The sequence below is a fragment of the Parahoeflea halophila genome (assembly GCF_900220985.1).
GTDB classification, from domain to species: Bacteria; Pseudomonadota; Alphaproteobacteria; order Rhizobiales; family Rhizobiaceae; genus Hoeflea; species Hoeflea halophila.
Genome location: NZ_OCPC01000002.1, coordinates 165,688 through 190,234 on the forward strand (window position 1 = coordinate 165,688; position 24,547 = coordinate 190,234).

The following is a 24,547-nucleotide window of genomic DNA, read 5'->3' on the forward strand; positions in this document are numbered from 1 at the left end:
TCGCATCCGGGCGCGGAGATGGCGTGATCACCGCAGGGCCGCCCTGGCCAGCATCCAGATTCCCATCAGCACCATCATCAGGTTTTCGGTTAGCGAAACAAGGCCGAGCGGCACATTCGAGCCTCCGCCGACACCGGCGCATCTGAGCTCGCGGTCTTCGATGTGGATTGCGGTGACCACGGAGTTCGCCCCGACAGTGCCGAAAAACAGCGCCACCGGTGCCGAATTTCACACGAGTGAGCCGGCCGCTATCAGGATGCCGACAAAGAGCTTGTGGAAAGTGAGCGCCGCATGGGCCGCCGAATTCATCAGCAGCAGCGCGGGCTTGCGTCCCATCGAATGGGAACTCGCATCGAAAGGATGGAACGCCGCATGCGGCAGCCAGGCCTCATCGAAATGCAGGTTCTCGATTCTGCGCACCGGCACCTCGGAGCATCACGCACCTTGCCCATGGCACACACACGACAACGGCTTGAACATGTTCACGCGCCGGGAACAGCCGCATACACGGCCACGGGGCGAAGGCTGTTTGATTGGATGGCAGGCAAGGCGCTGGCAAGAATGGCGGAGAGGGTGGGATTCGAACCCACGGTGGAGTTGCCCCCACGCCGCATTTCGAGTGCGGTACTTTCGACCACTCAGCCACCTCTCCGCGTCTTTGGTCGGCGCATCATCAGTGCGCGGTCGCCTCCATAACCAAGGAGAGCGGCTTGCACAAGGGGTAAGTTTGCCTTCTGGCCCGGAAACCGCGCCGGACAGCCAATTTGGCTTGACTCATCGACCTGTCTGACGTATCCCGCGAGCCGAATGCGGCGTGGGGCTTCCTGCGCCGTTGGCCTTTGAATGGGAAATCCGGAAACAGCCGGCCCCGCTTCGGGCTTCACCCGGTCATCCGGAAACGGACCGTCCGATCACTCCGACTGGCAAAAAGACGGCCCACCAGAATGGTGAGAGCCGGACGAACACGAAAGGACAAAAGATGTTCGCAGTCATTAAAACCGGTGGCAAGCAGTACCGCGTCGCTGCCAATGACGTTCTGACAATCGAGAAGCTCGAGGGCGCCGCCGGCGATTCCGTCGAGTTCACCGAAGTTCTCATGGTCGGCGAAGGCGCCGGCGCATCCGTTGGCGCACCTTTCGTCGAAGGCGCCATGGTTGTTGCCGAGGTTGTCGAGCAGGGCCGTGCACGCAAGGTGTTCGCGTTCAAGAAGCGCCGCCGTCAGAACTCCAAGCGCATTCGCGGTCACCGTCAGCACCAGACTGTCGTCAAGATCACCGACATCCTGACCGGTGGCGCCAAGCCGTCGAAGAAGGCCGCTCCGAAGAAGGAAGCTGCACCCAAGGCAGAAGCTCCTGCCAAGGCCGAAGCCGCCGCATCCGCAGCGCCGCTGTTCACCGCGCCGGAAGGCAAGGGCGACAACCTGACCAAGATCAAGGGCATCGGCCCGGTCGCAGCCGGTCAGCTCAACGAGCAGGGCATCACCACCTTTGCCCAAGTCGCCAAGCTGAGCGACAAGGACATCACCCGCATGGAGGAAGCCATGCCGTTCAGCGCCGACCAGATCTCTGACTGGCGTGAGCAGGCCAAGGCACTCGCGAAGTAATCAACCGCCCGTTCGGGCCCTGGCGGCACCAGGCCGCAAACAGACAATCGCCCTTGAGGCGGAAACAGGAGCAGACCCATGGCACACAAAAAAGCTGGCGGTTCCACACGTAACGGTCGCGATTCGAACTCCAAGCGCCTCGGCGTCAAGAAGTTCGGCGGCGAAGCTGTGATTGCAGGCAACATCATCATTCGTCAGCGCGGAACCAAGTGGCATCCGGGCACCGGCGTCGGCATTGGCAAGGATCACACCATTTTCGCCGTACAGCCGGGCAATGTTGACTTTCGCAAGACAGCCAACGGCCGAACCTATGTGTCCGTTGTGGCGAAAGCCGAAGCAGCGGAGTAAGCCGGATCGCGTTTTGCAGGCCGGCGTCTCATCGACCCGGCCCTTGCAGGCATCCTCCGGGAAACCGGACAAAAAGGGGAGATGGGGCGCCATCTCCCCTTTTTCTTTGTTCCAAACCGGAGAACGATCATGAGACAGGACACAAGTTTGAGCCCCAGCGACAGTGCTTGGGCCCCCAGAGACAATCTCAGCGACTGTATAAGCGCGAGCGACACTGAACGGTTCGAAGAGGCAGCATCGAGATTCGATTGCCCCGTTCTCCTGACCGAAAACCTGGTCCTGCGCGCACCCCATGCCGAGGACATCGACGCAATTGCCATTCTCGCCGATAACCCGGCCATCGCCACAATGGTGTCCCGCATCCCGCATCCCTATACCCGCGCGGACGCCGAGACCTTTGTGCGAAACGCCGCCAAACGCGGGAATGGCAATTGCGTCTACGCGATTACCGAAGCCGAAACCGGCAAACTGCAGGGCTGCTGTTCGCTGGAGAGATCGGCGGATGGCAAGGCGCTGGAACTGGGCTACTGGGTCGGAGAGCCGTTCTGGGGCCAGGGCATCGCCACGCAAGCCGTGCATGCGCTCGTCGACATGGCCTTCCGCACCCGCGACATCGAACATATCGACGCCCGTTGCCGGGTCATCAACCCGGCATCGCGGCGGGTGCTGCAGAAAAGCGGCTTCCAGTTTCAGGGCACCGGCATGATCAACGTGCTGGCCATCAATGCCAGTGCCGCGGTCGAATGGTTCCGGCTCGACCGCAAGACCTGGGTCTCGCTGATCAGCTGGTCAAACGAGCACCGGTCTGGCCGAAGCTGACTCATGCATGTCGCGTTCAGATGGAGTCATTTGAACGAGAACCTACACGCGTCATTTCAGAGTGCTACAGCGCCGCGCATACGATTGGATCCGCGGGGCCGTAGAAAACCGGCCTGCCGGAGCAATCCGCAAGCCTCCGGGCGGCGTAGAAGGGTCATGTTTCCCAAAAGGAATGAGCCATGACCCTTCTGCGCCCTCTTGCACTCACAGTTTTTGCCGCACTTGTATCGGCGCCAGCCCACGCAGCCGATCTCCGGCTCGAGGACTTCTTCGAAGGCAAGACCTATGCTTATGGTTCTTTCGGCGCCATCACCGGGCTGAGCCGCAGCTTCCGTGTCGATCTGACCGGCAAAGTGCGCGGCAAGGTGCTGACATTGCGGGAGGATTTCCGCTACGACGACGGCGAGCGCGACACCAAGACCTGGATCTTCACCCGCACCGGACCCCACACCTATTCCGGCACCCGAGAAGATGTGCTCGGCGAAACCACGGTGCGCCTGTCGGGCAACACCGCTCGCTTCACCTACCGGGTGGATCTCAATCCCGGTGGCGAGCCCAACATTGTCCGCTTCCACGACAAGCTGGTGCTCAAGGACGACGGCACCTTGCGCAACACCGCCCTGGTGACCAAGTTCGCCCTGCCGATCGCCCGTGTCCGGGTCAATTTCGCGCCGACGCTTGAGGGCGCCAAGGCCATCAAACCCTGACAGACACGGGCCGGAACCTTCAACAATGACCGCAATAGGCTTTGACCTTACGTCGCAGGGCGTTTATCGATGCGGCCAAAGCCGGAGGCTCCGCCAGTCCGGCTGAACGCGTTACAAGCCCGGATCGGTACTGAGATGAAGTTCCTCGACGAAACCAAGGTCTATATCCGCTCCGGCGACGGCGGCGCAGGCAGCGTCTCGTTCCGGCGTGAGAAGTACATCGAGTTCGGCGGGCCCGACGGCGGCGACGGCGGCCGCGGCGGCGACGTCTGGGTCGAGGCCGTCGACGGGCTCAACACGCTGATCGACTACCGCTTCCAGCAGCATTTCAAGGCCAAGACCGGCGGCCATGGCATGGGCCGCAACCGCACCGGTGCGGGCGGCGACAGTGTCACCTTGAAAGTGCCCGCGGGCACCCAGGTCTTCGAGGAAGACAACGAGACCCTGATCTGCGACCTGACAGAGGTCGGCCAGCGCTACCGCATTGCCGTCGGCGGCAATGGCGGCTTCGGCAACGCACATTTCAAATCTGCCACCAACCAGGCGCCGCGCCATGCCAATCCCGGCCTTGCGGGTCAGGAAAAGACCATCTGGCTGCGGCTCAAGCTGATTGCCGACGCCGGCCTCGTCGGCCTGCCCAACGCCGGCAAGTCGACCTTTCTTGCTTCCGTTACCCGGGCGCGGCCGAAGATCGCCAATTACCCATTCACCACGTTGCACCCCAATCTCGGTGTGGCCACCATTGATGGTCGCGAATTCGTGCTTGCCGACATTCCCGGCCTGATCGAGGGCGCCCATGAAGGCGTCGGCATCGGCGACCGCTTTCTTGGCCATGTCGAGCGCACACGGGTGCTCTTGCACCTGGTCTCCGCGCTTGAGGAAGATGTCGCCCAGGCCTACAGGACCGTCCGTCACGAACTCGAGGCTTATGGCCATGGCATCGCCGAAAAACCCGAGATCGTAGCGCTGAGCCAGGTTGATGTGGTCGACGCCGAAGAGCGCGCCAACAAGGTCCGGGCCCTCAAGAAGGCCGCCGGCCGTGCGCCTTACGAGATCTCCGCCATCACCGGTGAAGGCATGACCGGCGGGCTTCGGGCATTGCGCGACATTATCGTAGGCTCGAAAGCCGAAGACGCCGAGGCGGACGGGGCGGACGGCAAGAAAGACTGACCATGTCCGCGCACCGCAAGCCTGTTTCCGCGCACAAGCGCATTGTCATCAAGATTGGCTCGGCGCTGCTGGTCGACCGCAACAGCGGGTTGAAGGCCGCCTGGCTCGAATCACTCTGCAGCGACATCGCCGAACTGAAACAAACCGGAGCGGAAGTTCTGGCGGTGTCTTCCGGCGCCATCGCCATGGGCCGCACCGTGCTCGGCCTGCCCGGCGGCGCACTGCGCCTGGAGGAAAGCCAGGCCGCTGCAGCCGTCGGCCAGATTGCACTGGCGCGGGCCTGGTCGGCCAGCCTCTCCACGCATGGTATCGTTGCCGGACAGATTCTTCTCACCCTCGGAGACACCGAAGAGCGCCGCCGCTACCTTAATGCGCGCGCCACCATGGCCGAGCTGATGCGGCACGGCGCGGTGCCGATCATCAACGAAAACGACACCGTCGCCACCAGCGAGATCCGCTATGGCGACAATGACCGGCTGGCTGCCCGCGTCGCCACCATGGCAGGCGCCGACCTCCTGGTGCTGATGTCCGACATCGACGGGCTCTACACCGCCCCGCCACATCTCGACCCCGATGCGCGTTTTCTCGAAACCATCGATGCCATCACCCCGGAAATCGAGGCGATGGCCGGCGATGCCGGTTCCGAGCTGTCACGCGGCGGCATGAAGACCAAGATCGAAGCCGGCAAGATCGCCACCGGCGCGGGCTGCGCCATGATCATCGCATCGGGCAAGACCGATCACCCGCTGTCGGCCATCGACAGGGGCGCGCGTTCAAGCTGGTTCCAGCCTTCGGGCACACCGCAATCGGCGCGCAAGATCTGGATCGCGGGGCAACTCGACCCTGCCGGCAGGCTGACCATCGATGCCGGCGCTGAAAAGGCGTTGCGCTCCGGCAAGAGCCTGCTGCCGGCCGGCGTCAGGACCGTCAGTGGCGAGTTTCATCGCGGCGACCCGGTAGCGGTCTGCGATCCATCGGGCCGTGAAATCGCCCGTGGCCTGTCCGGCTATGATTCCGATGAAGCCCGGCGCATTGCCGGGCGCAAATCGGCCGAAATCGAGGCCATCCTGGGGTATTCCGGCCGTGCCGCCATGATCCACCGCGACGACATGGTGATTGGTTGAGAACGCCACAAACGCGTCGCCGCTTTACGGCGTCACCCCGATTGCGTAAGAAACCTGCCTGATCGCAAGCCCGGAGTACCACCATGCTCGACAAGACCGAGAGCAAAGCAGACATCGCAACGTTGATGGCCGAGATCGGCCGCCGGGCGAAAGCTGCCGCGCGACCGCTTGCGATTGCGTCAACCGATCGGAAGAACGCGGCGCTGAACGCCATGGCCGATGCGATTTCCGCGCGCCGCAAGGACATCCTCGACGCCAATGCGCTTGATGTCGACGCCGCGCTGAAAAGCAGCATGGCGGCATCCTTCGTGGATCGTCTCAAGCTCGATGACAGCCGCATCGACGGTATCGTCGAAGGCATCCGCGCCATCGCCGCCCTGGCTGATCCCGTCGGCGATGTGATTGCCGCTTGGGACCGTCCAAATGGTCTCAAGATCGAACGCGTCCGCACGCCCCTGGGCGTCATCGGCGTCATCTATGAAAGCCGTCCCAATGTCACCGCCGACGCCGGCGCCTTGTGCCTGAAGGCCGGCAATGCCGTCATCCTGCGCGGCGGGTCGGATTCGTTTCATTCCTCCCGCGCCATCCATGCCTGCCTCACCGAAGGACTGGAAAGCGCCGGCCTGCCCGCCGACGCCATCCAGATGATCCCGGTCTCTGACCGTGCCGCCGTCGGCGAACTGCTCAGCGGCCTGAACGGCACCGTCGACGTTATCGTTCCGCGCGGAGGCAAGAGCCTGGTCGCACGCGTGCAGGCCGATGCCCGGGTGCCGGTCTTCGCCCATCTCGAAGGCCTGTGCCACATCTATGTCGACAAGTCCGCCGATGCCGCGATGGCGCGGCGCATCGTGGTCAACGCCAAGATGCGCCGCACCGGCATCTGCGGCGCCGCCGAAACCCTGCTGCTCGACAGTGCCATGGACCGCATGGTGGCAGCCGCTATCCTTGCCGATCTGGCGGCAGCCGGCTGCGCCGTTCACGGCGACAACGCGGTAATGGCGCTTTTGCCCGAGGCCACGCTTGCCAGCGAAGACGACTGGCGCACCGAATATCTCGACGCCATCATCGCCGCACGCTTTGTTGACGGCATCGACGGTGCCATTGCACATATTGCCCAGTGGTCGTCGAGCCACACCGAAGCTGTGATTGCCGAGGACCCGGCCGTCGTCGAACGCTTCTTCACGCAAGTTGATTCCGCCATCCTGTTGCACAACGCGTCGACCCAGTTTGCCGATGGCGGTGAATTCGGCATGGGTGCCGAGATCGGCATCGCCACCGGCAAGATGCATGCACGCGGACCCGTCGGTGTCGAGCAGCTGACCTCGTTCAAGTACCAGGTGCACGGCACGGGCCAGATCCGGCCTTGAGCGAAAAGCCATCCCTAACCCCATCCTACCTGAAGATGCCCCATGTCGAGCGGGGCATGACGGTCGGCCTGTTTGGCGGGTCCTTCAACCCGCCGCACCAGGGTCATCAGCTGGTCGCGGAGATTGCGCTGCGCCGCCTCGGCCTTGATCAGCTCTGGTGGATGGTCACGCCGGGCAACCCGCTCAAGAGTCACAATGACCTCGCAGGCCTGGGCGAGCGTGTCGAGCTGAGCCGCCGGATGGCGCCGGGTCCGAAGGTCAAGATCACCGCCTTCGAGGCGGCGCATGACCTGCACTACACCGCCCAGACCTTGGCCTTCGTCAAGCTGCGCAATCCCGGCATTCATTTCGTCTGGATCATGGGGGCGGACAATCTGCGCCAGTTCCACAAGTGGCAGGACTGGCGCGCCATCGCCGAAACCTTCCCGATCGCGGTGATCGACAGGCCTGGTTCCACCCTTGCCTACCTGTCATCGAAGATGGCCAAGGCCTTCAGCCATGCCCGCGTCGATGAAAACCATGCGGCACTGCTGCCGTTTCTCCGAGCGCCGGCCTGGACCTTCATTCACGGCCCCCGCTCCTCGCTCTCGTCAAGCGCCATCCGCAGCGCCCGCGCCACGAATAAACCTGCCAGATCTTGAAAAACCGCATGCTCCGTGACTATCTTCATGTTGCGCCGCAATCCGCTTGATGATTTGGCGCGCTTGCTGGACTGTTCAGGACACGGAAAGGAACCACTCTGAGAACAGAACACACGAAGAGAAACGTCAAGGACGGTTTCTCCCGGGCGACGGGACGCGGTGAACCTTCCGCTCTGCGTCAGCTTACACTGGTCCGCGACAGCTTGGCGGACTCCAAGGCAGAAGACATCGTAGCCATCGACATTGCAGGCAAGTCGGCGCTGGGCGACCACATGGTTGTGGCCTCCGGCCGCTCGAGCCGCCATGTTGCCTCGATCTGCGATCGGCTGATCAGCGAACTCAAGGATGCCGATTTCGGCGCTCCGCGGGTCGAGGGTCTGGCGACCGGCGATTGGGTGCTGATTGATGCTGGCGATGTCATCATCCATGTTTTCCGTCCCGAAATCAGGGAGTTCTACAACATCGAAAAGATGTGGCAGACCCCCGACATCGACGACGGAAAGCTGCACTGACCAACTCGGCCTGATCGCCCGCCCGGGTCTCAGGCCGGCTGGTTTTGACGATCAGGTTGGACGCCGCCCGGTGCTTTCAGGCGGGGCGGCAGGGTGTCTGTCGCGCTGATCTGAAGACAAAAGACACGGTTCCAATGCGCATCACACTGTTTGCCGTCGGACGGCTCAAATCCGGTCCCGAAAGCGAGCTGTCGAGCCGCTATCTGGACCGTTTCGCCAAATCGGGTGGCGCGCTCGGCCTCGATTTCGCGAGAACCACCGAAATCGCCGAAAGCCGTGCCGCCACCGCGGATTTGCGCAAGAAGGAAGAGGCCGCCCAGCTGATCCGCTCAATTCCCGATGGCGCGGCGCTGATCCTTCTCGATGAGCGCGGCAAGACCCCCGATTCGCCCGGTTTCGCCGACATGCTCGCACGGCTGCGCGATGATGGCCGCCGCGATCTCGTCATCGCCATCGGCGGCGCCGACGGGCTGGATCCGGAGCTTCACGCAAAAGCCGACGCGGTCATCTGTTTCGGCCGCATGACCTGGCCGCACCAGCTGGTCCGGATCATGGCCGCAGAACAGCTCTACCGCGCGGCAACGATCCTCTCCGGTCACCCCTATCATCGCGCCTGAGCGCCGCAGACTCAGGCCTTGCAAGCGGCCGGTCCGGCTCCCGCGCTCGCGGAGAATTGACCTTCGGCGACAATATGGATCATGGAGCTTTAACGCGGAATTCGATAGGGTGATTCGATGAAGAGCTCCCGAATCGTGCACCCCTGCTCCGGCGCGGCAATGGCAGCCGTCCGCATGCGCCTCGATCGGATCATTCGAGTGTCTGTTCTGGCTCTGGCGATTGCCTTTCCCTTGCTGACCTGCAACGCGGTACCCGCTCGCGCGACCGATGCGAGCGAGCCCGACTCGAGCGGCGTCGCCGCTGAACTGGAACAGGAACAGCAAGCAAGCCAGCTGGAACTGCGTTCGGTCGCCGAACAGGCAGCTCTTGCAGCCAGGGCGCTCTCGGCTCTGGAGGCCGACATTGCAGCGCTTCGCGCCGACCAGCAGGAGCTTGATCGCAAGATCGCCGAAACCGCTGCGCGCAGGGCTGAACTCGACCAGCGGATTGCCGCCGGCGAGCAGACCATGACCGGCCTGTCCGAACGTCAGGAAGCCGTGCGGCTTTCTCTCGTCGCGCGCAGGTCGGTGCTGGCCGAGGTTCTTGCCGCACTCCAGCGGATCGGGCGGGATCCGCCACCTGCCCTGTTGGTCAATCCCGAGGACGCGTTGTCTTCAGTTCGCAGCGCCATCCTGCTGGGCGCCGTGGTGCCGGAAATCCGGGCCGAGACCCAGGCACTGGCGGCCGACCTGAAGGAACTGACAGCCCTGCGTCAGGCGATTGCTTCCGAACGGGTGTCGCTCGCTGCCGCACTTGCCGAAAATTCCGAGGAGGAAGAGCGGCTCGCCCGCCTTGCCTCGGAAAAGGCGGCGCTTCACGAGCAGAGCCGGCGGCGGCTCGAGCGTGAACGCCAACGCGCCGAAGCGCTTTCGGTCCGCTCGAGCGAACTCGAAGCGGTCATAGCCACTTTGGCCGGAGAGATCGTCTCGCTCAGGGAGGCGGCGGAGGCTGCCCGCAAGGCCGAAGAAGAGCGGCAGCGGCAACTGGCAGAGCGCCTGGAGCGGGCCCGCGCCTTTGCCGCGGTGGCCGTGCCCGACAAAAACCGCATTATGCCCGCATATGCATTCTCGAAGCTGACCCGGAGCCTGCCGCTCCCGGTTGAGGGCGAGACGGTACGCCATTTCGGGACCGACGACGGCACCGGGCACATGCTGGCCGGCCAAGTCCTCGCCACAGACAAGGGCGCGACGGTTGTGGCTCCAGCTGACGGTTGGATCGCCTATGCCGGACCGTTCCGCAGCTATGGCCAGATGGTAATCATCGACACCGGCGAAAATCACCATCTGGTGTTGGCCGGAATGGAAACCATCAAGGTCGCGGCCGGCAGCTTCGTCGTCGCCGGAGAACCTTTGGCGGCGATGGGACAGACGAGATTTGCAGGTTCGGCGGCTTTGTCGCTGGCATCGGAGCGTCCGACGCTCTACATTGAGATCAGAAAAAACGGTCAACCGGTGGACCCGCGATCGTGGTGGAAAGACGATATGTCTTCGAGAAAGGCAAGCAATGATACGTAAGGTGACACTTCTCGCGGTTGGCGCATTGATGGGCGCAACTGCAGTGAGCGCGATCAACTCCTATGATGGCTCCGCCAATGCGGCCGGAACCGAGACCTACCGGCAGCTTGCCATCTTCGGCAACGTGTTCGAACGCGTGCGCGCGCAATATGTGACGCCGCCTGAAGAGGACAAGCTGATCGAAAACGCCATCAACGGCATGCTGACCTCGCTCGATCCGCATTCGAGCTACCTCAACCAGGAAGCCGCCGATGACATGCGGACCCAGACCCGTGGCGAATTCGGCGGTCTCGGCATCGAGGTCACGATGGAGGACGAGCTGGTCAAGGTCATCACCCCGATCGACGACACACCCGCTGCGCGCGCGGGCGTTCTGGCCGGCGACCTGATCTCCGAAATTGACGGCGAGGCCGTGCGCGGACTGTCGCTCGGCGAAGCGGTCGACAGGATGCGCGGCCCGGTCAACACCGCCATCGAACTGACGGTGCTGCGCGAGGGCGCCGACCAGCCGATCAAGATCAAGGTCGTCCGCGACATCATCTCGGTCAAGGCCGTGCGCTACCGGGTCGAGGAGGACGTCGGTTACCTGCGGGTGATTTCCTTCACCGAGAAGACCTACGACGATCTCGCCGATGCGATCGAGAAGATCACCGATGAAGTCGGCAAGAAAAAGCTCAAGGGCTTTGTGCTTGACCTCCGCCTCAATCCCGGCGGCCTGCTCGATCAGGCAATCAGCGTCTCCGACGCCTTCCTCGACCGTGGCGAGATCGTTTCCACCCGCGGCCGCAATCCGGAAGAAACCCGCCGCTTCAACTCCCGCCCCGGAGACCTGGTCGGCGGCAAACCGGTCATCGTGCTGATCAATGGCGGCTCCGCCTCTGCCTCGGAAATCGTCGCCGGGGCGCTGCAGGATCACAAGCGCGCCACCATCCTGGGCACACGCTCTTTCGGCAAGGGATCGGTCCAGACCATCATCCCGCTGGATGCGAAAACCGCTCTCCGCCTGACCACGGCACTCTACTACACGCCGTCAGGCACCTCGATCCAGGGCACCGGCATCAAGCCCGATATCCGTGTCGAGGAGCCGGTGCCTGAGGAGTTGCGCGGGCGGGTGAAGCCATCCGGCGAAAGCGAACTTCGCGGCCATATCCAGGGCGAGAACGAGGATGACGAGGGCTCGGGTTCGATCGCCTATGTGCCGCCGGATCCGGAAGACGATGTCCAGCTCGGCTATGCGCTGGATCTGCTGCGCGGCAACAAGACCGATCCGGCCTTCCCGCCCAGCCCCGACCAGGCCGCCATCAAGAACTGACCGCTGCTTGGTTCCGCCGCCCGGCCTGTACCAGCTCTGCTGGCTTGCATGCGGGGCGGCGGACTGATTCAATCAGGCCGTATCGGGGTTCGGACTAGAAATCGTGGGCGACAAGATCCATCAACCGCTGGGACAGCACCTGAAGCCGGGGAAAAAGCCGGGCCGCGGATCAGGCCGGCGCTGGCCAATTGCAGTGCTCGCCACGATTGCGGTTTCCACCTTGATTGGTGGAGCCGCCTGGATTGCCTATTCCGGTTCTCACATCGAGACCGGAGACACCGTGGTGATGCTTGAGCGGTCCGAAGCCACGACGCCGGCCGCGGCAGACCCGCCCTCCGATCCTGAGATTTCCAGCGAACATTCCAGTGCTGACCCTCCCCAAGCCGGGACCGAAGGCAGCATGAAATCGCTTCATGGCCAGTCGGGTGCTGAGGTTGCGACGACACTGGGCAATGATGGCGACGAGATCAACAAGATCACCCCGGTCAAGCGGCCCGACAACCGTCCGGTCCTGCTCACCCCGCCCGGCCGGGTCGGCCAGAGCTCCCATCTGGCCCACTTGCCGGATCCCACAATCCTTGAAGACACGCCGCAGGGCCCCTTGCCAGTGCGTGGCGCCAATGGCGAGCGTGCCTTTGACATCTACGCCCGGCCCTGGTCCGGCGCCCGTGGCGCCCGCGTGGTGATCATCGTCGGCGGGCTCGGCCTGAGCCAGACCGGCTCGCAATATGCGATCCGGACCCTGCCCGAAGAAATCACCTTGGCCTTCGCCTCCAATGGCAACAGCCTGCAACGCTGGATGCAGGAGGCCCGCAGGCAGGGCCACGAGATCCTGCTTCAGATCCCGTTCGAACCTTTCGATTACCCCAATAATGACCCCGGTGCGGGAACCCTCACCGTCGCAGCCGGTGCCAGCGGCAATCTCGCCGATCTGCACACGGCCATGGCGCGGATCACCAATTACACCGGCATCACCAATTTCATGGGAGGGCGTTTTCTGGCCGATCCCGATGCGCTGGAACCAGTAATGCGTGACCTTGCCGAGCGTGGCCTCATGTTCGTCGATGACGGGACGTCCGCCCAATCGCTGACCGGCCAATTCGCCAAAACGCTGGGAATACCCTTCGCTGCCTCCGACCTGGTACTCGACGCCACCCAGGAGCGGGGCTACATTCTTTCCAAGCTGGACGAGCTGGAACGCATCGCCAGGCGAAATGGAACCGCGATGGGGGTGGCCTCGGCCTTCGAGGTGAGCGTCGACGCTATCGCCAACTGGGCCGAGGAAGCCAAGGCGCGGGGGATTGAGATAGTCTCCGCATCGGCCGTGGCCGACGACCCGGAGAGATAGGCAGGGACAGCCATGGCCGGCAAGAATGCACGCTTTGTGGACGCAGACAGCCTTCCCTATCGTCTGTGCGTCGGGGTCATGGTGCTCAACAAGGATGGCCTGGTCTGGACCGGCCGCCGCATCTCACAGGGCAACACTGAGTATGACGGCTCGCCACAGCTTTGGCAGATGCCCCAGGGTGGCATAGATGCCGATGAAGTTCCCCAGCAGGCGGCCCTCCGCGAGCTCTACGAGGAAACCGGCATGCGCTCGGTGGACCTGCTTGCAGAAGCGCCCGACTGGATTGATTACGACCTTCCCGGTCATCTCATCGGCATCGGCCTGAAAGGCAAATACCGGGGCCAGAGACAACGCTGGTTCGCCATGCGCTTTACCGGCGATGAGAGCGAGATCCGCATCGACCCGCCCCCAGGCGGCCATCAGCCGGAATTTGACGCCTGGGAGTGGAAGTCGATGCACGAGCTCCCCGGCCTGATCGTGCCCTTCAAGCGCAAGGCCTACGAAAAGGTTGTCAGTGCCTTCGAGCACCTGGCGGGTGTGACGCCATGAAGCTGATCGGGTTGTTGGGTGGCCTCGGCTGGGAATCCACATCCCTTTACTACCGCATGCTCAACGAATTAACCCGCAAGGAACTGGGTGGCGATCACGCTGCGCGGATCCTGCTCCATTCCGTCAACAACGGCGCCATCAGGGAAGCCGGAAGCAAGGGCGATAGCAGTGGCGTTGTCTCCATCCTTTGCGAAGCAGGTCGCAGCCTGAAGGCGGGCGGAGCCGATTTCCTTGTCCTTGCGACCAATTCGATGCACCGATACGCCGAACAGATCGAAGAGGCCGCCGGCATAGAGCTGTTGCACATCTCCGACGTCACCAGCGCGCAGGTCCGCCAGGCCGGTCATCGCGTCGTAGGCCTGCTTGGAACCCGCGCGACCATGGAAAGCGATTTCTATTCCCGCCACCTGGGAGCCAGTTCCGGCGCGAAGGTGATTTGCCCCGGACCGAGGGACCGTATTGAGGTCGACCGTATCATTTTTGACGAGCTTGACCGCGGCATCATGCGCAACGGATCCCGTGAATTCACGGCTCGGCTGATCGACGACCTTTGCAGGAAGGGTGCCGAGGCCATCGTTCTGGGCTGCTCGGAACTGACGACGATCATCTCGCCCGCACCCGGCGCCGTCCAGTACTACGATACCACCAGGCTGCACGCCCAGGCAGCTGTTCATCGCGCATTGGAGGTCTCCTATGCCTGAAACAAGGTGTATCGCGACAAGGGCCACCTACCGCCGCAGCACGCCGGCGGATGACGCGGCAATCCGCGAGATCGAAGCCCGCAGCTATCGCGCTGCAAACCCGGTATCATCGGAAATACGGCTGAACTCCGCGGACACGGATACCCTCTCCCTTGTCGCTGAAATTGACGGCAAGGTAATTGGCCACATCCTTATGGTCGCAATGTCGGGCCCCGCCGGGGCGCTCGCTCTGGCGCCGTTGGCAGTATTGCCCGAATGGAGGGAAATGCAGATCGGCACAGAGCTCGTCCGGCATGCCCTTGACCTCGCCCGCCGGCAGGGCTGGCAATCGGTGTTCGTGCAAGGCCAGCCGGATTACTATGGCCGGTTCGGCTTCCGATCCGGAACCGCAGATGGCGCAGTGACAAACCTGCAGGGCGCCAGGCTGCTTGCACTGGAACTCAGCGAGGACTCGCTTTCGGGCTGGAGTGGCGAGCTCGAGTTTCCAGAGGGCTTTGGCCAGCTCGGTAACCCTGCTCAGTCAGTCTGACAGCGGGCCTGTCGCGACTCCCGAAGACGCGGCACTCACGCGATGCCACCGCTGTCGCAGGAGGCCCGTCGTATCAAACAAAAAAAGGCGGCCCGAAGACCGCCTTGTCGTTGAACCGGCTGATCTAATCAGGCCGGCAGGATGGCACCGTTCAGCGTGGTGAGCTGATCGAGATATTCCTGAGCCTTCTGCTTGTCCGCATCGGTCGTAGCATCGGCGACGTCTTCGCGCGCATCCTGCAGCCGCTGAGCAAGGTCGTCCCGGTCGATGTCGGACACCGCCACGGCTGATTCTGCCAGCAGGGTGCAGCCTTCTGGCAGGATGTCGGCAAAGCCGCCAAACACCACAAACCGGTCGCTCTTGCCTTCGGCCGTCACCACGGTGACGACACCGGGCTTGATCGTGGTCATGGTCGGCGCGTGATGTGCCATCACCGTCATTTCACCGTCCATGCCCGGAAGCACGACTTCGGTCACGGATGCCGACAAGAGCAGCCGCTCGGGAGATACGAGTTCGAAATTGAAGCTGTCAGCCATGACGTTCACTTTATCGCAGTGCTGTTCGGGTGCGCCGCGCAAGCCGGTCCAGACCGGTTTGCGCGGGCAGTTACATGATTAGGCGACTTCAGCAGCCAGGCGCTGTGCCTTTTCGACGGCCTCTTCGATGGTTCCGACCATGTAGAAGGCCGGCTCCGGAAGATGGTCGTAATCGCCGTTCACCAGGCCCTTGAAGCCCTTGATGGTGTCAGCCAGATCAACCAGCTTGCCTGGCGAACCGGTGAACACTTCAGCCACGAAGAATGGCTGCGACAGGAAGCGCTCGACCTTGCGGGCACGGGCCACGGTGACCTTGTCCTCTTCCGACAGCTCGTCCATGCCGAGAATGGCGATGATGTCCTGGAGCGACTTGTAGCGCTGCAGGATCTCCTGCACGCCACGGGCAACTTCGTAGTGCTCTTCGCCGATGATCATCGGGTCGAGCATGCGGGAGTTGGAGTCGAGCGGGTCAACGGCCGGGTAGATGCCCTTTTCGGCGATCGAGCGGTTCAACACCGTCGTCGCGTCAAGGTGGGCAAAGGTCGAAGCCGGTGCCGGGTCGGTCAGGTCGTCGGCCGGCACGTAAACGGCCTGCACCGAGGTGATAGAACCCTTGTTGGTGGTGGTGATGCGCTCCTGCATCGCACCCATGTCGGTGCTGAGCGTAGGCTGATAGCCCACAGCCGAAGGAATACGACCCAGAAGCGCCGACATTTCCGAACCGGCCTGGGTGAAGCGGAAGATGTTGTCGACGAAGAACAGCACGTCCTGGCCCTGGTCACGGAAATGCTCCGCAATCGTCAGCCCGGTCAAAGCAACTCGGGCACGCGCGCCCGGAGGCTCGTTCATCTGGCCGAAGACGAGCGCGGCTTTGGAACCCTCACCGCCGCCTTCCTTGTTCACACCGGACTCGACCATCTCGTGGTAAAGGTCGTTGCCTTCGCGGGTCCGCTCGCCCACACCGGCAAACACCGAGTAACCACCATGGGCTTTCGCGATGTTGTTGATCAGTTCCTGAATGAGAACGGTCTTGCCCACACCGGCGCCGCCGAACAGGCCGATCTTGCCGCCACGTGCGTAAGGAGCCAGCAGGTCTACGACCTTGATGCCGGTGACCAGAATTTCGGCTTCTGTAGACTGTTCACTGAATTCTGGAGCATCCTGATGGATGCCGCGGCGAACTGCTGACTTGATGGGACCGGCGTCATCGATCGGTTCGCCGATCACGTTCATGATGCGGCCAAGTGTCTCGTCACCGACCGGCACAGAAATCGAACCACCAGTATCGACCACTTGCTGGCCGCGGACGAGACCTTCGGTCGAGTCCATGGCGATGGTGCGAACTGTGTTTTCGCCCACGTGCTGCGCCACTTCCAACACCAGGCGGTTGCCCATGTTGTCTGTTTCGAGCGCGTTCAGGATGGTCGGCAGAGCGCCTTCATCGAACGTCACGTCCACAACTGCGCCGATGACCTGCGTCACGCGGCCGATTGCGCCTGACTTGGCTTCTGCGCTCTTGTCTGCGCTCGCCTTCGTCGCTGCTGCTGCGGGCTTCTTGGCCGCTGCGGTTTTCTTTGCCGCTGCGGTCTTGGTTGCCGGGGTAGCTGCCTTAGCCATGTATCTTACCCTCTTCCGTGTACCTTAGAGCGCTTCCGCGCCCGAAATGATTTCAATGAGTTCCTTGGTGATCTGTGCCTGCCGCTGGCGGTTGTAGCTCATCGACAACTTGTCGATCATCTCGCCAGCATTGCGGGTGGCGTTGTCCATTGCGGACATTTTCGCGCCCATCTCACCTGCAACATTCTCAAGCAGCGCTCTGAAGATCTGTACCTTGATCGAACGCGGCGCCAGATCCTCGAGGATTTCCTCCGCACTCGGCTCGTAGTCGTAGATTGCCGAAGTGCTTGCGTCTGCATCAGCCGCACCGGTTGTCGCCGGGATCAGCTGCTGCGCCGTCGGAACCTGGCTGATGACCGATTTGAACTCCGAATAGAACAGAGTGCAGACATCGAAGCCGCCCTGATCAAACAGACCCATAACCTTTTCGGCAACCAGTTCGGCCTGCGCGAAGCTCATCTGCTTGACGTCCCGGAAATCGATACGCTCGATGATGAGCGATGCGTATTCGCGGCGCAGAATGTCATAGCCCTTCTTGCCCACGCACAGGATCTTGACTGACTTGCCGTCAGCCAGAAGCTTGCGCACGTGAACACGCGCATGGCGTGCAATCTGGCTGTTGAAGCCGCCGCACATGCCGCGCTCGGCCGTGCAGACCACCAGCAGATGCGTATCGTCCTTGCCGGTACCGGTCATCAGCTTCGGTGCATCATCACCATCGCCGACGGCTTCGGCGATGTTCGACATCACCGCTGCCATCCGCTGCGAATACGGTCGTGCGGCCTCGGCCGCCTCCTGCGCGCGCCGAAGCTTCGCCGCGGCGACCATCTGCATCGCCTTGGTGATCTTCTGCGTCGCCTTGACGGAGGCGATCCGGTTTTTCAGATCCTTGAGTGAAGGCATCCGTTATCCGTCCTCGGTCTGTTGCCGTCAGGCAAAGGTTTTGGCGTAAGTGTCGAGTGCCGACTTCAACTGTGACTTGGTGTCGTCGCTGATGGCCTTCTCCTTGCGGATGGTCTCCAGCACGTCCTTGCCTTCGCTGCGCATGTAGGCGAGCAGACCCTGCTCGAACTTGCCCACTTCGCGAACCGCGATCTTGTCGAGATAACCGTTCACGCCGGCAAAGATCACCGCAACCTGCTCTTCCGTCTTGAGCGGCGAGAACTGGGGCTGCTTGAGCAGCTCGGTCAGGCGCGCACCACGGTTGAGAAGCCGCTGCGTCGCTGCATCGAGGTCGGAACCGAACTGCGCGAAGGCCGCCATTTCACGGTATTGCGCGAGTTCGCCCTTGATCGAGCCGGCAACCTGCTTCATCGCCTTGATCTGGGCCGACGATCCCACGCGGGACACCGACAGGCCGACGTTCACAGCAGGGCGGATACCCTGGAAGAACAGATCGGTTTCAAGGAAGATCTGGCCGTCGGTGATCGAAATCACGTTGGTCGGAATATAGGCCGACACGTCGTTGGCCTGGGTTTCGATCACCGGCAGGGCGGTCAGCGAGCCGGAACCATTGTCTTCGTTGAGCTTCGCAGCGCGCTCGAGCAGGCGCGAGTGAAGATAGAACACGTCGCCCGGGTAAGCTTCACGGCCCGGAGGACGACGCAGCAGGAGCGACATCTGGCGATAGGCAACGGCCTGCTTGGACAGATCGTCATAGGCGATCAGGGCATGTTTGCCGTTGTCGCGGAAATATTCGCCCATTGCACAGCCGGCGAAAGGCGCAAGGAACTGCATCGGAGCCGGATCGGACGCCGTAGCGGCGATAACGATCGAGTACTTCATGGCGCCGCGATCTTCAAGGATCTTGACGAACTGGGCAACCGTCGAACGCTTCTGGCCAACCGCGACATACACGCAGAACAGCTTTTCGGCCTCTGCGCCGCTCTCGTGGATCGGCTTCTGGTTGAGGAAGGTGTCGAGAATGATCGCGGTCTTGCCGGTCTGGCGGTCGCCAATGATCAGCTCGCGCTGGCCGCGGCCAACCGGGATGAGCGCGTCGATCGCCTTCAGGCCGGTCGCCATCGGCTCGTGCACCGACTTGCGCGGCATGATGCCCGGAGCCTTGACGTCCACGCGGGCGCGGGTCTTGGACTTGATCGGGCCCTTGCCGTCGATCGGATTGCCGAGCGCGTCGACGACGCGGCCAAGCAGCTCCGGACCAACCGGCACGTCCACGATGGCGCCGGTCCGCTTGACGATGTCGCCTTCCTTGATGTCCCGGTCGGAACCGAAAATCACGACGCCGACATTGTCGGCTTCAAGGTTGAGCGCCATGCCGCGAATTCCACCGGGGAATTCGACCATTTCACCGGCCTGAACATTGTCGAGGCCGTAAACGCGGGCGATACCGTCACCGACGGACAGAACCTGACCAACTTCGGAAACTTCGGCTTCCTTGCCGAAATTCTTGATTTGGTCCTTGAGAATTGCGGAAATTTCCGCGGCGCGGATATCCATCAGCCAACCTCTTTCAGTGCATGCTTAAGGGTGGAAAGTTTAGTGCGAAGTGATGTGTCGACCTGGCGCGATCCGATCTTGACGATCAGCCCGCCCAGCAGCGACGCATCGACTGTGACGTTGAGCGTCACGGTTTTCCCGGTTACGCCCGACAGCGCAGCCTTGAGTTCCTTTTCCTGCGCGGCCGACAGCGCATGCGCTGTCTTGACGTCGGCAGTGACTTCGCCGCGCTCCCGCGCAACGGTCTCATTGTAGGACTGGACAATCGCGGGCACGGCAAACACCCGGCGGTTGCTGGCGACGACCTTGAGGAAGTTGCCGACCAGGCCGGAAATGCCGGCCTTGTCGATCAGCGCCATAATCGCGCGCGATTGGTCTTCAGCCGAAAATACCGGGCTGGTAACAAGGCGCTGCAGATCAGGGCTACCGTCGATCATTGCCTGAAACTGGTTCAGATCCTTGGCGACAGCATCGACCGACTTGGTTTCCGCCGCCAGCTCATAAAGCGACGAAGCATACCGTTCAGCGACACCGGAAATTTGATGGGAGTTATCTGCCACGGGCGGGATTGTCTCTCATTGCCATTCAGACCCCTGCGCATGACCGAAAGCCGGAAAGGCAAGTCTCTGAATTTGTTACGGTAAATTTCAGGTCGTCCAAGCTCGAAAGTTTGTTTTTCCCGAAATGCGCGGTCCGTCTAGCATAGAGCGCCGGGACTCGCAACACGCCGGGAGTGCCATTCCGCACCTGCTTTAGGATGAGAAACCGGCTCTGCCGGTGTTGGCCAGCTTCAAATCGCAGCCGGAATCGTCAAATCCAGCCCAGCGCGTAGAGCAGCGGCCCCGCCGCCAGCAGCACCTCCATCACCACCGAGACCAGATTGAAACCTGTCACACCCCTGTCCGAGAGCATCGAGATGATTCGCCCAAATGCCGTAAAGGCCCACCCGGAGCCCAGCGCCAGATAGATCAGCGGCTGGGCAAACAGCATCGCGCAGATTCCGATCCCGAGGTAGAACCCGGCCATGGTAGCGCGTGCTTCCGACACCGCCTCGGGATGGTCCGGTGCCGTCTGCAGCCTGAGGATCTTTAGCGAGATCCGCGGCGCGAACAGCAGCATCAGGCCAAACAGGATCGTCACCAGTGCGGCCGACCAGGCCAGCCACTCGCCCTGACTTGTCGGCCAGTAAAACTCAATCATCCCGGTATCTCCATTTCTGATCCGCCTATGGCGCGACACCGTGATTTATCGCCCCGGGGCATCCGCCACATCGCCAAACCGCCACATCGGTCGGGATCCGTAATCCTCCATGCAGGCATAGCATTAAGCGCGCACGCGCCAAAGCCCCGGACGGTGTCAGCTCGAACCGGTCTTCTGTCCGTCCCGGCGCGCGATCAGCCGTTCCCGGTTCATGATGTAGATGCCGCTCAGGCAGATGATCGCCGCCCCCAGCATGGTCCAGCCATCCGGCACGTCGCCAAACACGATGTAGCCGAGCGCCGTCATCCACAACAGCTGGCTGTAGACAAACGGCGCCACCTTCGACGCGCTGGCCAGCCGGCTGGCCTTGACCAGCAGCGCGTGACCGCCCATGCCGAGCACGCCGAGACTTGCCAGCAATGCGAAATCGAACACCGAGCCGGGCATCTGGCCATAGATCAGCGCCGGCGGTGCCATCAGGATGGCGGCAAAGATGCAGGAATAGAACACCAGGCTGGACTGGCTTTCCACCATCGCCAGGTGGCGGGTCAGGATCGAGTAGAGCGAATAGGTGAGCGTCGCCAGGATCGACCACACGATCGACAGCGAGAACACATCGGTTCCCGGCCGCACCACGATCAGCACGCCGACGAAACCGACCATGATGGCCGCCCAGCGCCGTGGCCCGGCCCATTCACCCAACAGCGGCCCGGCCATTGCCGTCACCAGCATCGGCACGCTTAGGAAGATGCTGATGGTCTGCGCCAACTGCAATTCGCGCAGCGCGAGGAAGTTGAACAGCGTGGTGGCCGGCAGCAGCAACCCGCGCAGGATCTGCAGCGGCGCGCTGTTCATCCGGTACATGTCGGCCCGCCGCCAGCCCTGGAACGCGACGAAGGAAATCACCGCATGGCTCAGGAACCGGCACCAGACCACGAAGATTGCCGCATAACCGGCGGTGACCAGGTATTTGGCCCCGGTGTCGAGCACCGCGAAACACATGAAAGTACACAGCGCGATGATCATCGCCGCAGGCGGCATGGCCTCACGGTCAACATCGTGCCGCGCCGGGCGGTGATTGGGGATGTGGTCCAAGCTGAGGCTTTCCAAAGAGTAGGGCGCCGGAACCGGCGCATCCGCGACCCTCAAGACATGCACCGCATCTCCGCTCGTGTCAAAACCTGCCACGCCTGCCGGAAGATCGGGGTGGGCAGCATCACGACCCGTCCCCGTCGAACATCTCGCGGATCGCCCGCCCCGCATTGCGCGCCTCGACCTCCGATTCGCGCACCAGCGTGTCGAAATGCTCGGTCAGTGCCGAGACCTGGCGGCTGTCGCGGTAGACCAGGTAGAACTGCCCGACATAGACCGCCGCCAGGAGCCGCCCGAAGATCGACACCGGCGCCGAAAACACCTTCTTCGCATCATAGAGATAGAGCCTTAGCGAGGGGTAGAGCCGGGCACAGCGCTCGGCCATGAAGTCGACCTGTTCGGCACGGGCCGCGCGATCGAGCCCCTGCCAGTAGCCCTCGCCACGGGCCAGCGCGCGGACCTTGTCGATCGGGACGCAGATCTCGTAATCCGAGCCCGGTGCGTGCAGCCATTCGACCGTTTCGCGCATCGCGCCGCGCGCCTGCTCCGGGGTCTTGTCGAGAAAGGCGGCATATTCCCACTCGAGCACGGCTTCGGTCTTCAGGATATCCGGCAAGGTCGCCGGTACGTGGCGGATCTTGTGCCCCGCCGCCTCTTGGTGCCAGGCAATGATCTGCTCGTCGGCGGGCGTCCGCTGCGCCGTTGCCATGCGGAAATTTGCCGAGAGCACTTCCGCCGCCGGCTCCGGCCGGTCCGACAGGCCGAGCAGCCAGTCCGCACTCACCCCGAGCGCCGCGGCACACTCCGCAGCCAGATGCGCGTTCGGCAGCCGCACCTCATCCGGCGCGAGCAATTGCGCAATCGTCGACCTGTCCACCCCCGCTTTCCGCGCCAGCGCACTGCGGCTTATGCCGGCAAGCGCCAGCCGTGCGGCCAGCCGGACGCGAAACAGCTCTGCCCGGTCATTCTTGTGCATCGCTGAATATTTTCACACTTGGTGATATTTCACAACAAACATGAGTTTCTGCTGCGAAGATACCAAATTTCCGCGCCCCACCGAAACACCTAGAACACCCCTGTCCAAATCAGCACAGGGAGTCGCCGCAGACCATGGAATCGAAACTGAGAACCATCGCCAAAGCCATCACCTGGCAGGCACTCGGCCTGGCCGTCACCGGCGCCCTGGCCTGGTTCCACACCGGCAACATGGTGACGGCGCTGAGTTTTGCCCTGTCGACGGCGGCAAGCGGCCTGGCGTTCTTTTTCGTGCATGAACGGATCTGGGCAAGAGTGAGATGGGGGGTCGTTGAACGGCATGCGTGAGCGTGCGGATTCTCATCTCTTGCAGCCGCCGTGTATGTCGCGGTCATTCCGCAGACATCTACCGTCAAAACTGTCTTATACGCCTGGAATATCAGGAGGTCTTTAGTGGCAAACTCTTGAAGCGCAAACCAACGGGTTTCAGGCTAGGTACTTCCGGCCAATGTCCATCAGGTCGTTCCATTGTCCCGCATTATGGGAAGGAGACTTGATATTGAAGAACCCCAGCAGAATGGTCTGGAGCGCGTCATCGCCATCCATTTTTTGCGCAGACCGCGCCGCCGCCTTCACATCGGCCCAGCTGCTCTGGTCGAGACCTGTCGTCCACAAGACCTTCAAAGCTTCTGATATATAGGTCTCGATGCCCCCGATCTTGCCTTTTTGGCAGACTTGCGAGTAGGCACTCCATTCGCCTGAATCGACATGGATACCCGGATTCAGATCGATCACCTTCATCATCAGCTCGTCAAAAATATGCGTGAGGTCATAACCCACGGTGATCGAGACGATGGTTTGCGTTGCATCCGTCAATTTCTCTGTCGTGTCCCATACGTGCTCGTAGCCACCGCCGGAAAGCGTATTGGTATAGATAGTAATTTCGTCGCCGGGACTCAGGGTCACGCTGAATTTGGTTTCTGATGTTTTGGTCTGAAATTTTTCGACCTTTCCGGAAGCCCGGTAATAGGTCTTGACCAGTTCTTCAAATTCATAGCCGGCGCTGGACGATGATTTTATTCCGAAAATTGTACCCGAAGCATTCACCGACGAGCTGAACTTGTGGCTTTTTGTTGCCTCGCGAATATTCTCGATCGATTCAGATGAATTGAATTTTGTTTCATCACTCTCCACAATATCGATCGTCATCGGATTTGACGTCGTGTTCTTTTGCTGCAGTTTTATCACTTGAGAAACCTGCAGCTTGACGACATCCGGCACCTTCAAGACTAGACTTTTCACGCCACCCTCCCCAGAATTATGCAAACGCAAGTTGCATTTTTATTATCAATTCAATTCACCATGTTTTAATGAAATATAATTCTGTTCTAAAATGAACCATTATTCAATAGTGCGCAGATTTCTGTGTTGCTTTTATACGTAAACAGCCATTCTACATATCAATTCTCTAGAAAAACATGCTTTGAAAAACTTATATATATCAGACATTTATCCCATTGATCCTGTAAGGATACTTATTTTTTACAATCGAATTGAACGTTACCTTGTTTCTTAAATTCAGAGTAGTTACCTCTGGAATGGGCTATTCCGAGTGGTCGCTCTGTAGCGATACAGGATTAAATCGGCACGTAAGAGCCATCCTGCCCCGGGAAAAATTGCGTTTCTTTGCCCGAAGTCCCAATGGGTGATAACCGTCGGACTTTACACAGTTCCACTCAGCATCTCTCCGGTTCGCGGTCCATCAG

General features: G+C 61.7%; 28 protein-coding genes and 1 tRNA gene. 17 read left to right on the plus strand and 12 right to left on the minus strand.

Annotated features, from left to right (window positions below; genetic code table 11):
* Positions 1-27: 27 nt before the first annotated feature.
* From CRO46_RS08120 to CRO46_RS08125, 3 genes are all read right to left on the minus strand, one after another.
* Positions 28-216, minus strand: coding sequence for a hypothetical protein (locus CRO46_RS08120; protein ID WP_179758992.1), 189 nt, complete (start codon positions 214-216; stop codon positions 28-30).
* A 12-nt stretch (positions 217-228) separates the two neighbouring features.
* Positions 229-426, minus strand: coding sequence for a hypothetical protein (locus CRO46_RS20335; RefSeq protein ID WP_179758993.1), 198 nt, complete (start codon positions 424-426; stop codon positions 229-231).
* 136 nt (positions 427-562) lie between these two features.
* Positions 563-652: transfer RNA gene (locus tag CRO46_RS08125), tRNA-Ser, on the minus strand.
* Positions 653-979: 327 nt separating this feature from the next.
* Here CRO46_RS08125 and CRO46_RS08130 point away from each other — a divergent pair.
* From CRO46_RS08130 to CRO46_RS08205, 16 genes are all read left to right on the plus strand, one after another.
* Positions 980-1,603 (plus strand): 50S ribosomal protein L21, encoded by a 624-nt coding sequence (locus CRO46_RS08130; protein WP_097106843.1) that lies wholly within the window; start codon positions 980-982, stop codon positions 1,601-1,603.
* Positions 1,604-1,681: 78 nt separating this feature from the next.
* Positions 1,682-1,951, plus strand: a complete 270-nt coding sequence (rpmA, locus tag CRO46_RS08135; protein WP_097106845.1) for a 50S ribosomal protein L27 — start codon at positions 1,682-1,684, stop codon at positions 1,949-1,951.
* Between the two features lie 129 nt (positions 1,952-2,080).
* The gene (locus tag CRO46_RS08140; protein ID WP_097106847.1) at positions 2,081-2,770 is read left to right on the plus strand and encodes a GNAT family N-acetyltransferase; all 690 of its coding nucleotides are present in this window, start codon (positions 2,081-2,083) and stop codon (positions 2,768-2,770) included.
* A gap of 179 nt (positions 2,771-2,949) precedes the next feature.
* The gene (locus CRO46_RS08145) at positions 2,950-3,477 is read left to right on the plus strand and encodes a DUF3833 family protein (RefSeq protein ID WP_097106848.1); all 528 of its coding nucleotides are present in this window, start codon (positions 2,950-2,952) and stop codon (positions 3,475-3,477) included.
* A 135-nt stretch (positions 3,478-3,612) separates the two neighbouring features.
* Complete coding sequence (obgE, locus tag CRO46_RS08150) at positions 3,613-4,647, plus strand: GTPase ObgE (protein ID WP_097106850.1); 1,035 nt, start codon at positions 3,613-3,615, stop codon at positions 4,645-4,647.
* A 2-nt stretch (positions 4,648-4,649) separates the two neighbouring features.
* Complete coding sequence (proB, locus tag CRO46_RS08155; protein ID WP_097106852.1) at positions 4,650-5,771, plus strand: glutamate 5-kinase; 1,122 nt, start codon at positions 4,650-4,652, stop codon at positions 5,769-5,771.
* 83 nt (positions 5,772-5,854) lie between these two features.
* Complete coding sequence (locus CRO46_RS08160) at positions 5,855-7,138, plus strand: glutamate-5-semialdehyde dehydrogenase (protein ID WP_097106853.1); 1,284 nt, start codon at positions 5,855-5,857, stop codon at positions 7,136-7,138.
* 35 nt (positions 7,139-7,173) lie between these two features.
* A complete protein-coding gene (locus CRO46_RS08165) occupies positions 7,174-7,779 on the plus strand; it encodes a nicotinate-nucleotide adenylyltransferase (protein WP_097106855.1) in 606 nt (201 codons plus the stop codon).
* 71 nt (positions 7,780-7,850) lie between these two features.
* Entirely contained in the window at positions 7,851-8,291 is a 441-nt protein-coding gene (rsfS, locus tag CRO46_RS08170; protein WP_179759020.1) for a ribosome silencing factor, read from the plus strand.
* A 134-nt stretch (positions 8,292-8,425) separates the two neighbouring features.
* Positions 8,426-8,908: a 23S rRNA (pseudouridine(1915)-N(3))-methyltransferase RlmH gene (gene rlmH / locus CRO46_RS08175; RefSeq protein ID WP_097106857.1), complete on the plus strand. Its 483-nt coding sequence runs from the start codon at positions 8,426-8,428 to the stop codon at positions 8,906-8,908.
* Between the two features lie 117 nt (positions 8,909-9,025).
* Positions 9,026-10,462 (plus strand): murein hydrolase activator EnvC family protein, encoded by a 1,437-nt coding sequence (locus tag CRO46_RS08180; protein ID WP_244577822.1) that lies wholly within the window; start codon positions 9,026-9,028, stop codon positions 10,460-10,462.
* On the plus strand, positions 10,452-11,774 hold the full coding sequence (locus CRO46_RS08185) for a S41 family peptidase (protein ID WP_097106861.1): 1,323 nt from the start codon (positions 10,452-10,454) through the stop codon (positions 11,772-11,774). The genes CRO46_RS08180 and CRO46_RS08185 overlap by 11 nt, the downstream gene beginning before the upstream one ends.
* A gap of 103 nt (positions 11,775-11,877) precedes the next feature.
* The gene (locus tag CRO46_RS08190; protein ID WP_097106863.1) at positions 11,878-13,122 is read left to right on the plus strand and encodes a divergent polysaccharide deacetylase family protein; all 1,245 of its coding nucleotides are present in this window, start codon (positions 11,878-11,880) and stop codon (positions 13,120-13,122) included.
* 12 nt (positions 13,123-13,134) lie between these two features.
* Entirely contained in the window at positions 13,135-13,671 is a 537-nt protein-coding gene (locus CRO46_RS08195; RefSeq protein ID WP_097106864.1) for an RNA pyrophosphohydrolase, read from the plus strand.
* The gene (locus tag CRO46_RS08200) at positions 13,668-14,372 is read left to right on the plus strand and encodes an aspartate/glutamate racemase family protein (protein ID WP_097106865.1); all 705 of its coding nucleotides are present in this window, start codon (positions 13,668-13,670) and stop codon (positions 14,370-14,372) included. Before CRO46_RS08195 ends, CRO46_RS08200 begins: the two co-directional genes overlap by 4 nt.
* A complete protein-coding gene (locus tag CRO46_RS08205) occupies positions 14,365-14,901 on the plus strand; it encodes a GNAT family N-acetyltransferase (RefSeq protein WP_097106867.1) in 537 nt (178 codons plus the stop codon). Before CRO46_RS08200 ends, CRO46_RS08205 begins: the two co-directional genes overlap by 8 nt.
* 128 nt (positions 14,902-15,029) lie before the next feature.
* On the opposite strand, the gene CRO46_RS08210 is transcribed toward CRO46_RS08205, so the two are convergent.
* The 8 genes from CRO46_RS08210 to CRO46_RS08245 all read right to left on the minus strand — a co-directional run bounded on the left by CRO46_RS08210 (position 15,030) and on the right by CRO46_RS08245 (position 22,782).
* Positions 15,030-15,437 carry a F0F1 ATP synthase subunit epsilon gene (locus tag CRO46_RS08210; protein WP_097106868.1) on the minus strand — a complete coding sequence of 136 codons (408 nt, stop codon included), beginning with the start codon at positions 15,435-15,437 and terminating at the stop codon, positions 15,030-15,032.
* Between the two features lie 78 nt (positions 15,438-15,515).
* Positions 15,516-17,054 carry a F0F1 ATP synthase subunit beta gene (gene atpD, locus CRO46_RS08215; protein WP_097106869.1) on the minus strand — a complete coding sequence of 513 codons (1,539 nt, stop codon included), beginning with the start codon at positions 17,052-17,054 and terminating at the stop codon, positions 15,516-15,518.
* A 24-nt stretch (positions 17,055-17,078) separates the two neighbouring features.
* Positions 17,079-17,957 carry a F0F1 ATP synthase subunit gamma gene (locus CRO46_RS08220; protein ID WP_097106871.1) on the minus strand — a complete coding sequence of 293 codons (879 nt, stop codon included), beginning with the start codon at positions 17,955-17,957 and terminating at the stop codon, positions 17,079-17,081.
* Positions 17,958-17,984: 27 nt separating this feature from the next.
* Complete coding sequence (atpA, locus tag CRO46_RS08225) at positions 17,985-19,514, minus strand: F0F1 ATP synthase subunit alpha (protein ID WP_097106873.1); 1,530 nt, start codon at positions 19,512-19,514, stop codon at positions 17,985-17,987.
* Positions 19,514-20,074: a F0F1 ATP synthase subunit delta gene (locus CRO46_RS08230; protein ID WP_097106874.1), complete on the minus strand. Its 561-nt coding sequence runs from the start codon at positions 20,072-20,074 to the stop codon at positions 19,514-19,516. Before CRO46_RS08230 ends, atpA begins: the two co-directional genes overlap by 1 nt.
* A 250-nt stretch (positions 20,075-20,324) precedes the next feature.
* Positions 20,325-20,714 (minus strand): AGROH133_08824 family phage infection protein, encoded by a 390-nt coding sequence (locus CRO46_RS08235; protein ID WP_097106875.1) that lies wholly within the window; start codon positions 20,712-20,714, stop codon positions 20,325-20,327.
* 156 nt (positions 20,715-20,870) lie between these two features.
* Entirely contained in the window at positions 20,871-21,809 is a 939-nt protein-coding gene (locus tag CRO46_RS08240; protein ID WP_244577823.1) for a DMT family transporter, read from the minus strand.
* A gap of 121 nt (positions 21,810-21,930) precedes the next feature.
* Complete coding sequence (locus CRO46_RS08245; RefSeq protein WP_097106877.1) at positions 21,931-22,782, minus strand: helix-turn-helix domain-containing protein; 852 nt, start codon at positions 22,780-22,782, stop codon at positions 21,931-21,933.
* A 134-nt stretch (positions 22,783-22,916) separates the two neighbouring features.
* On the opposite strand from CRO46_RS08245, the gene CRO46_RS08250 reads away from it, so the two are divergent.
* A complete protein-coding gene (locus CRO46_RS08250; protein WP_097106878.1) occupies positions 22,917-23,129 on the plus strand; it encodes a DUF2061 domain-containing protein in 213 nt (70 codons plus the stop codon).
* Between the two features lie 138 nt (positions 23,130-23,267).
* On the opposite strand, the gene CRO46_RS08255 is transcribed toward CRO46_RS08250, so the two are convergent.
* Positions 23,268-24,083 (minus strand): hypothetical protein, encoded by an 816-nt coding sequence (locus CRO46_RS08255; RefSeq protein ID WP_143438976.1) that lies wholly within the window; start codon positions 24,081-24,083, stop codon positions 23,268-23,270.
* Between the last annotated feature and the right edge of the window lie 464 nt (positions 24,084-24,547).

Excerpts from the sequence above, each read along its gene's own strand:
- CRO46_RS08130 (WP_097106843.1), top strand. The coding sequence starts at position 980 with ATGTTCGCAGTCATTAAAACCGGTGGCAAGCAGTACCGCGTCGCTGCC.
- rpmA (WP_097106845.1), top strand. The coding sequence starts at position 1,682 with ATGGCACACAAAAAAGCTGGCGGTTCCACACGTAACGGTCGCGATTCG.
- CRO46_RS08140 (WP_097106847.1), top strand. The coding sequence starts at position 2,081 with ATGAGACAGGACACAAGTTTGAGCCCCAGCGACAGTGCTTGGGCCCCC.
- CRO46_RS08145 (WP_097106848.1), top strand. The coding sequence starts at position 2,950 with ATGACCCTTCTGCGCCCTCTTGCACTCACAGTTTTTGCCGCACTTGTA.
- obgE (WP_097106850.1), top strand. The coding sequence starts at position 3,613 with ATGAAGTTCCTCGACGAAACCAAGGTCTATATCCGCTCCGGCGACGGC.
- proB (WP_097106852.1), top strand. The coding sequence starts at position 4,650 with ATGTCCGCGCACCGCAAGCCTGTTTCCGCGCACAAGCGCATTGTCATC.
- CRO46_RS08160 (WP_097106853.1), top strand. The coding sequence starts at position 5,855 with ATGCTCGACAAGACCGAGAGCAAAGCAGACATCGCAACGTTGATGGCC.
- CRO46_RS08165 (WP_097106855.1), top strand. The coding sequence starts at position 7,174 with ATGCCCCATGTCGAGCGGGGCATGACGGTCGGCCTGTTTGGCGGGTCC.
- rlmH (WP_097106857.1), top strand. The coding sequence starts at position 8,426 with ATGCGCATCACACTGTTTGCCGTCGGACGGCTCAAATCCGGTCCCGAA.
- CRO46_RS08180 (WP_244577822.1), top strand. The coding sequence starts at position 9,026 with ATGAAGAGCTCCCGAATCGTGCACCCCTGCTCCGGCGCGGCAATGGCA.
- CRO46_RS08185 (WP_097106861.1), top strand. The coding sequence starts at position 10,452 with ATGATACGTAAGGTGACACTTCTCGCGGTTGGCGCATTGATGGGCGCA.
- CRO46_RS08195 (WP_097106864.1), top strand. The coding sequence starts at position 13,135 with ATGGCCGGCAAGAATGCACGCTTTGTGGACGCAGACAGCCTTCCCTAT.
- CRO46_RS08200 (WP_097106865.1), top strand. The coding sequence starts at position 13,668 with ATGAAGCTGATCGGGTTGTTGGGTGGCCTCGGCTGGGAATCCACATCC.
- CRO46_RS08205 (WP_097106867.1), top strand. The coding sequence starts at position 14,365 with ATGCCTGAAACAAGGTGTATCGCGACAAGGGCCACCTACCGCCGCAGC.
- CRO46_RS08210 (WP_097106868.1), bottom strand. The coding sequence starts at position 15,437 with ATGGCTGACAGCTTCAATTTCGAACTCGTATCTCCCGAGCGGCTGCTC.
- atpD (WP_097106869.1), bottom strand. The coding sequence starts at position 17,054 with ATGGCTAAGGCAGCTACCCCGGCAACCAAGACCGCAGCGGCAAAGAAA.
- CRO46_RS08220 (WP_097106871.1), bottom strand. The coding sequence starts at position 17,957 with ATGCCTTCACTCAAGGATCTGAAAAACCGGATCGCCTCCGTCAAGGCG.
- atpA (WP_097106873.1), bottom strand. The coding sequence starts at position 19,514 with ATGGATATCCGCGCCGCGGAAATTTCCGCAATTCTCAAGGACCAAATC.
- CRO46_RS08235 (WP_097106875.1), bottom strand. The coding sequence starts at position 20,714 with ATGATTGAGTTTTACTGGCCGACAAGTCAGGGCGAGTGGCTGGCCTGG.
- CRO46_RS08245 (WP_097106877.1), bottom strand. The coding sequence starts at position 22,782 with ATGCACAAGAATGACCGGGCAGAGCTGTTTCGCGTCCGGCTGGCCGCA.
- CRO46_RS08250 (WP_097106878.1), top strand. The coding sequence starts at position 22,917 with ATGGAATCGAAACTGAGAACCATCGCCAAAGCCATCACCTGGCAGGCA.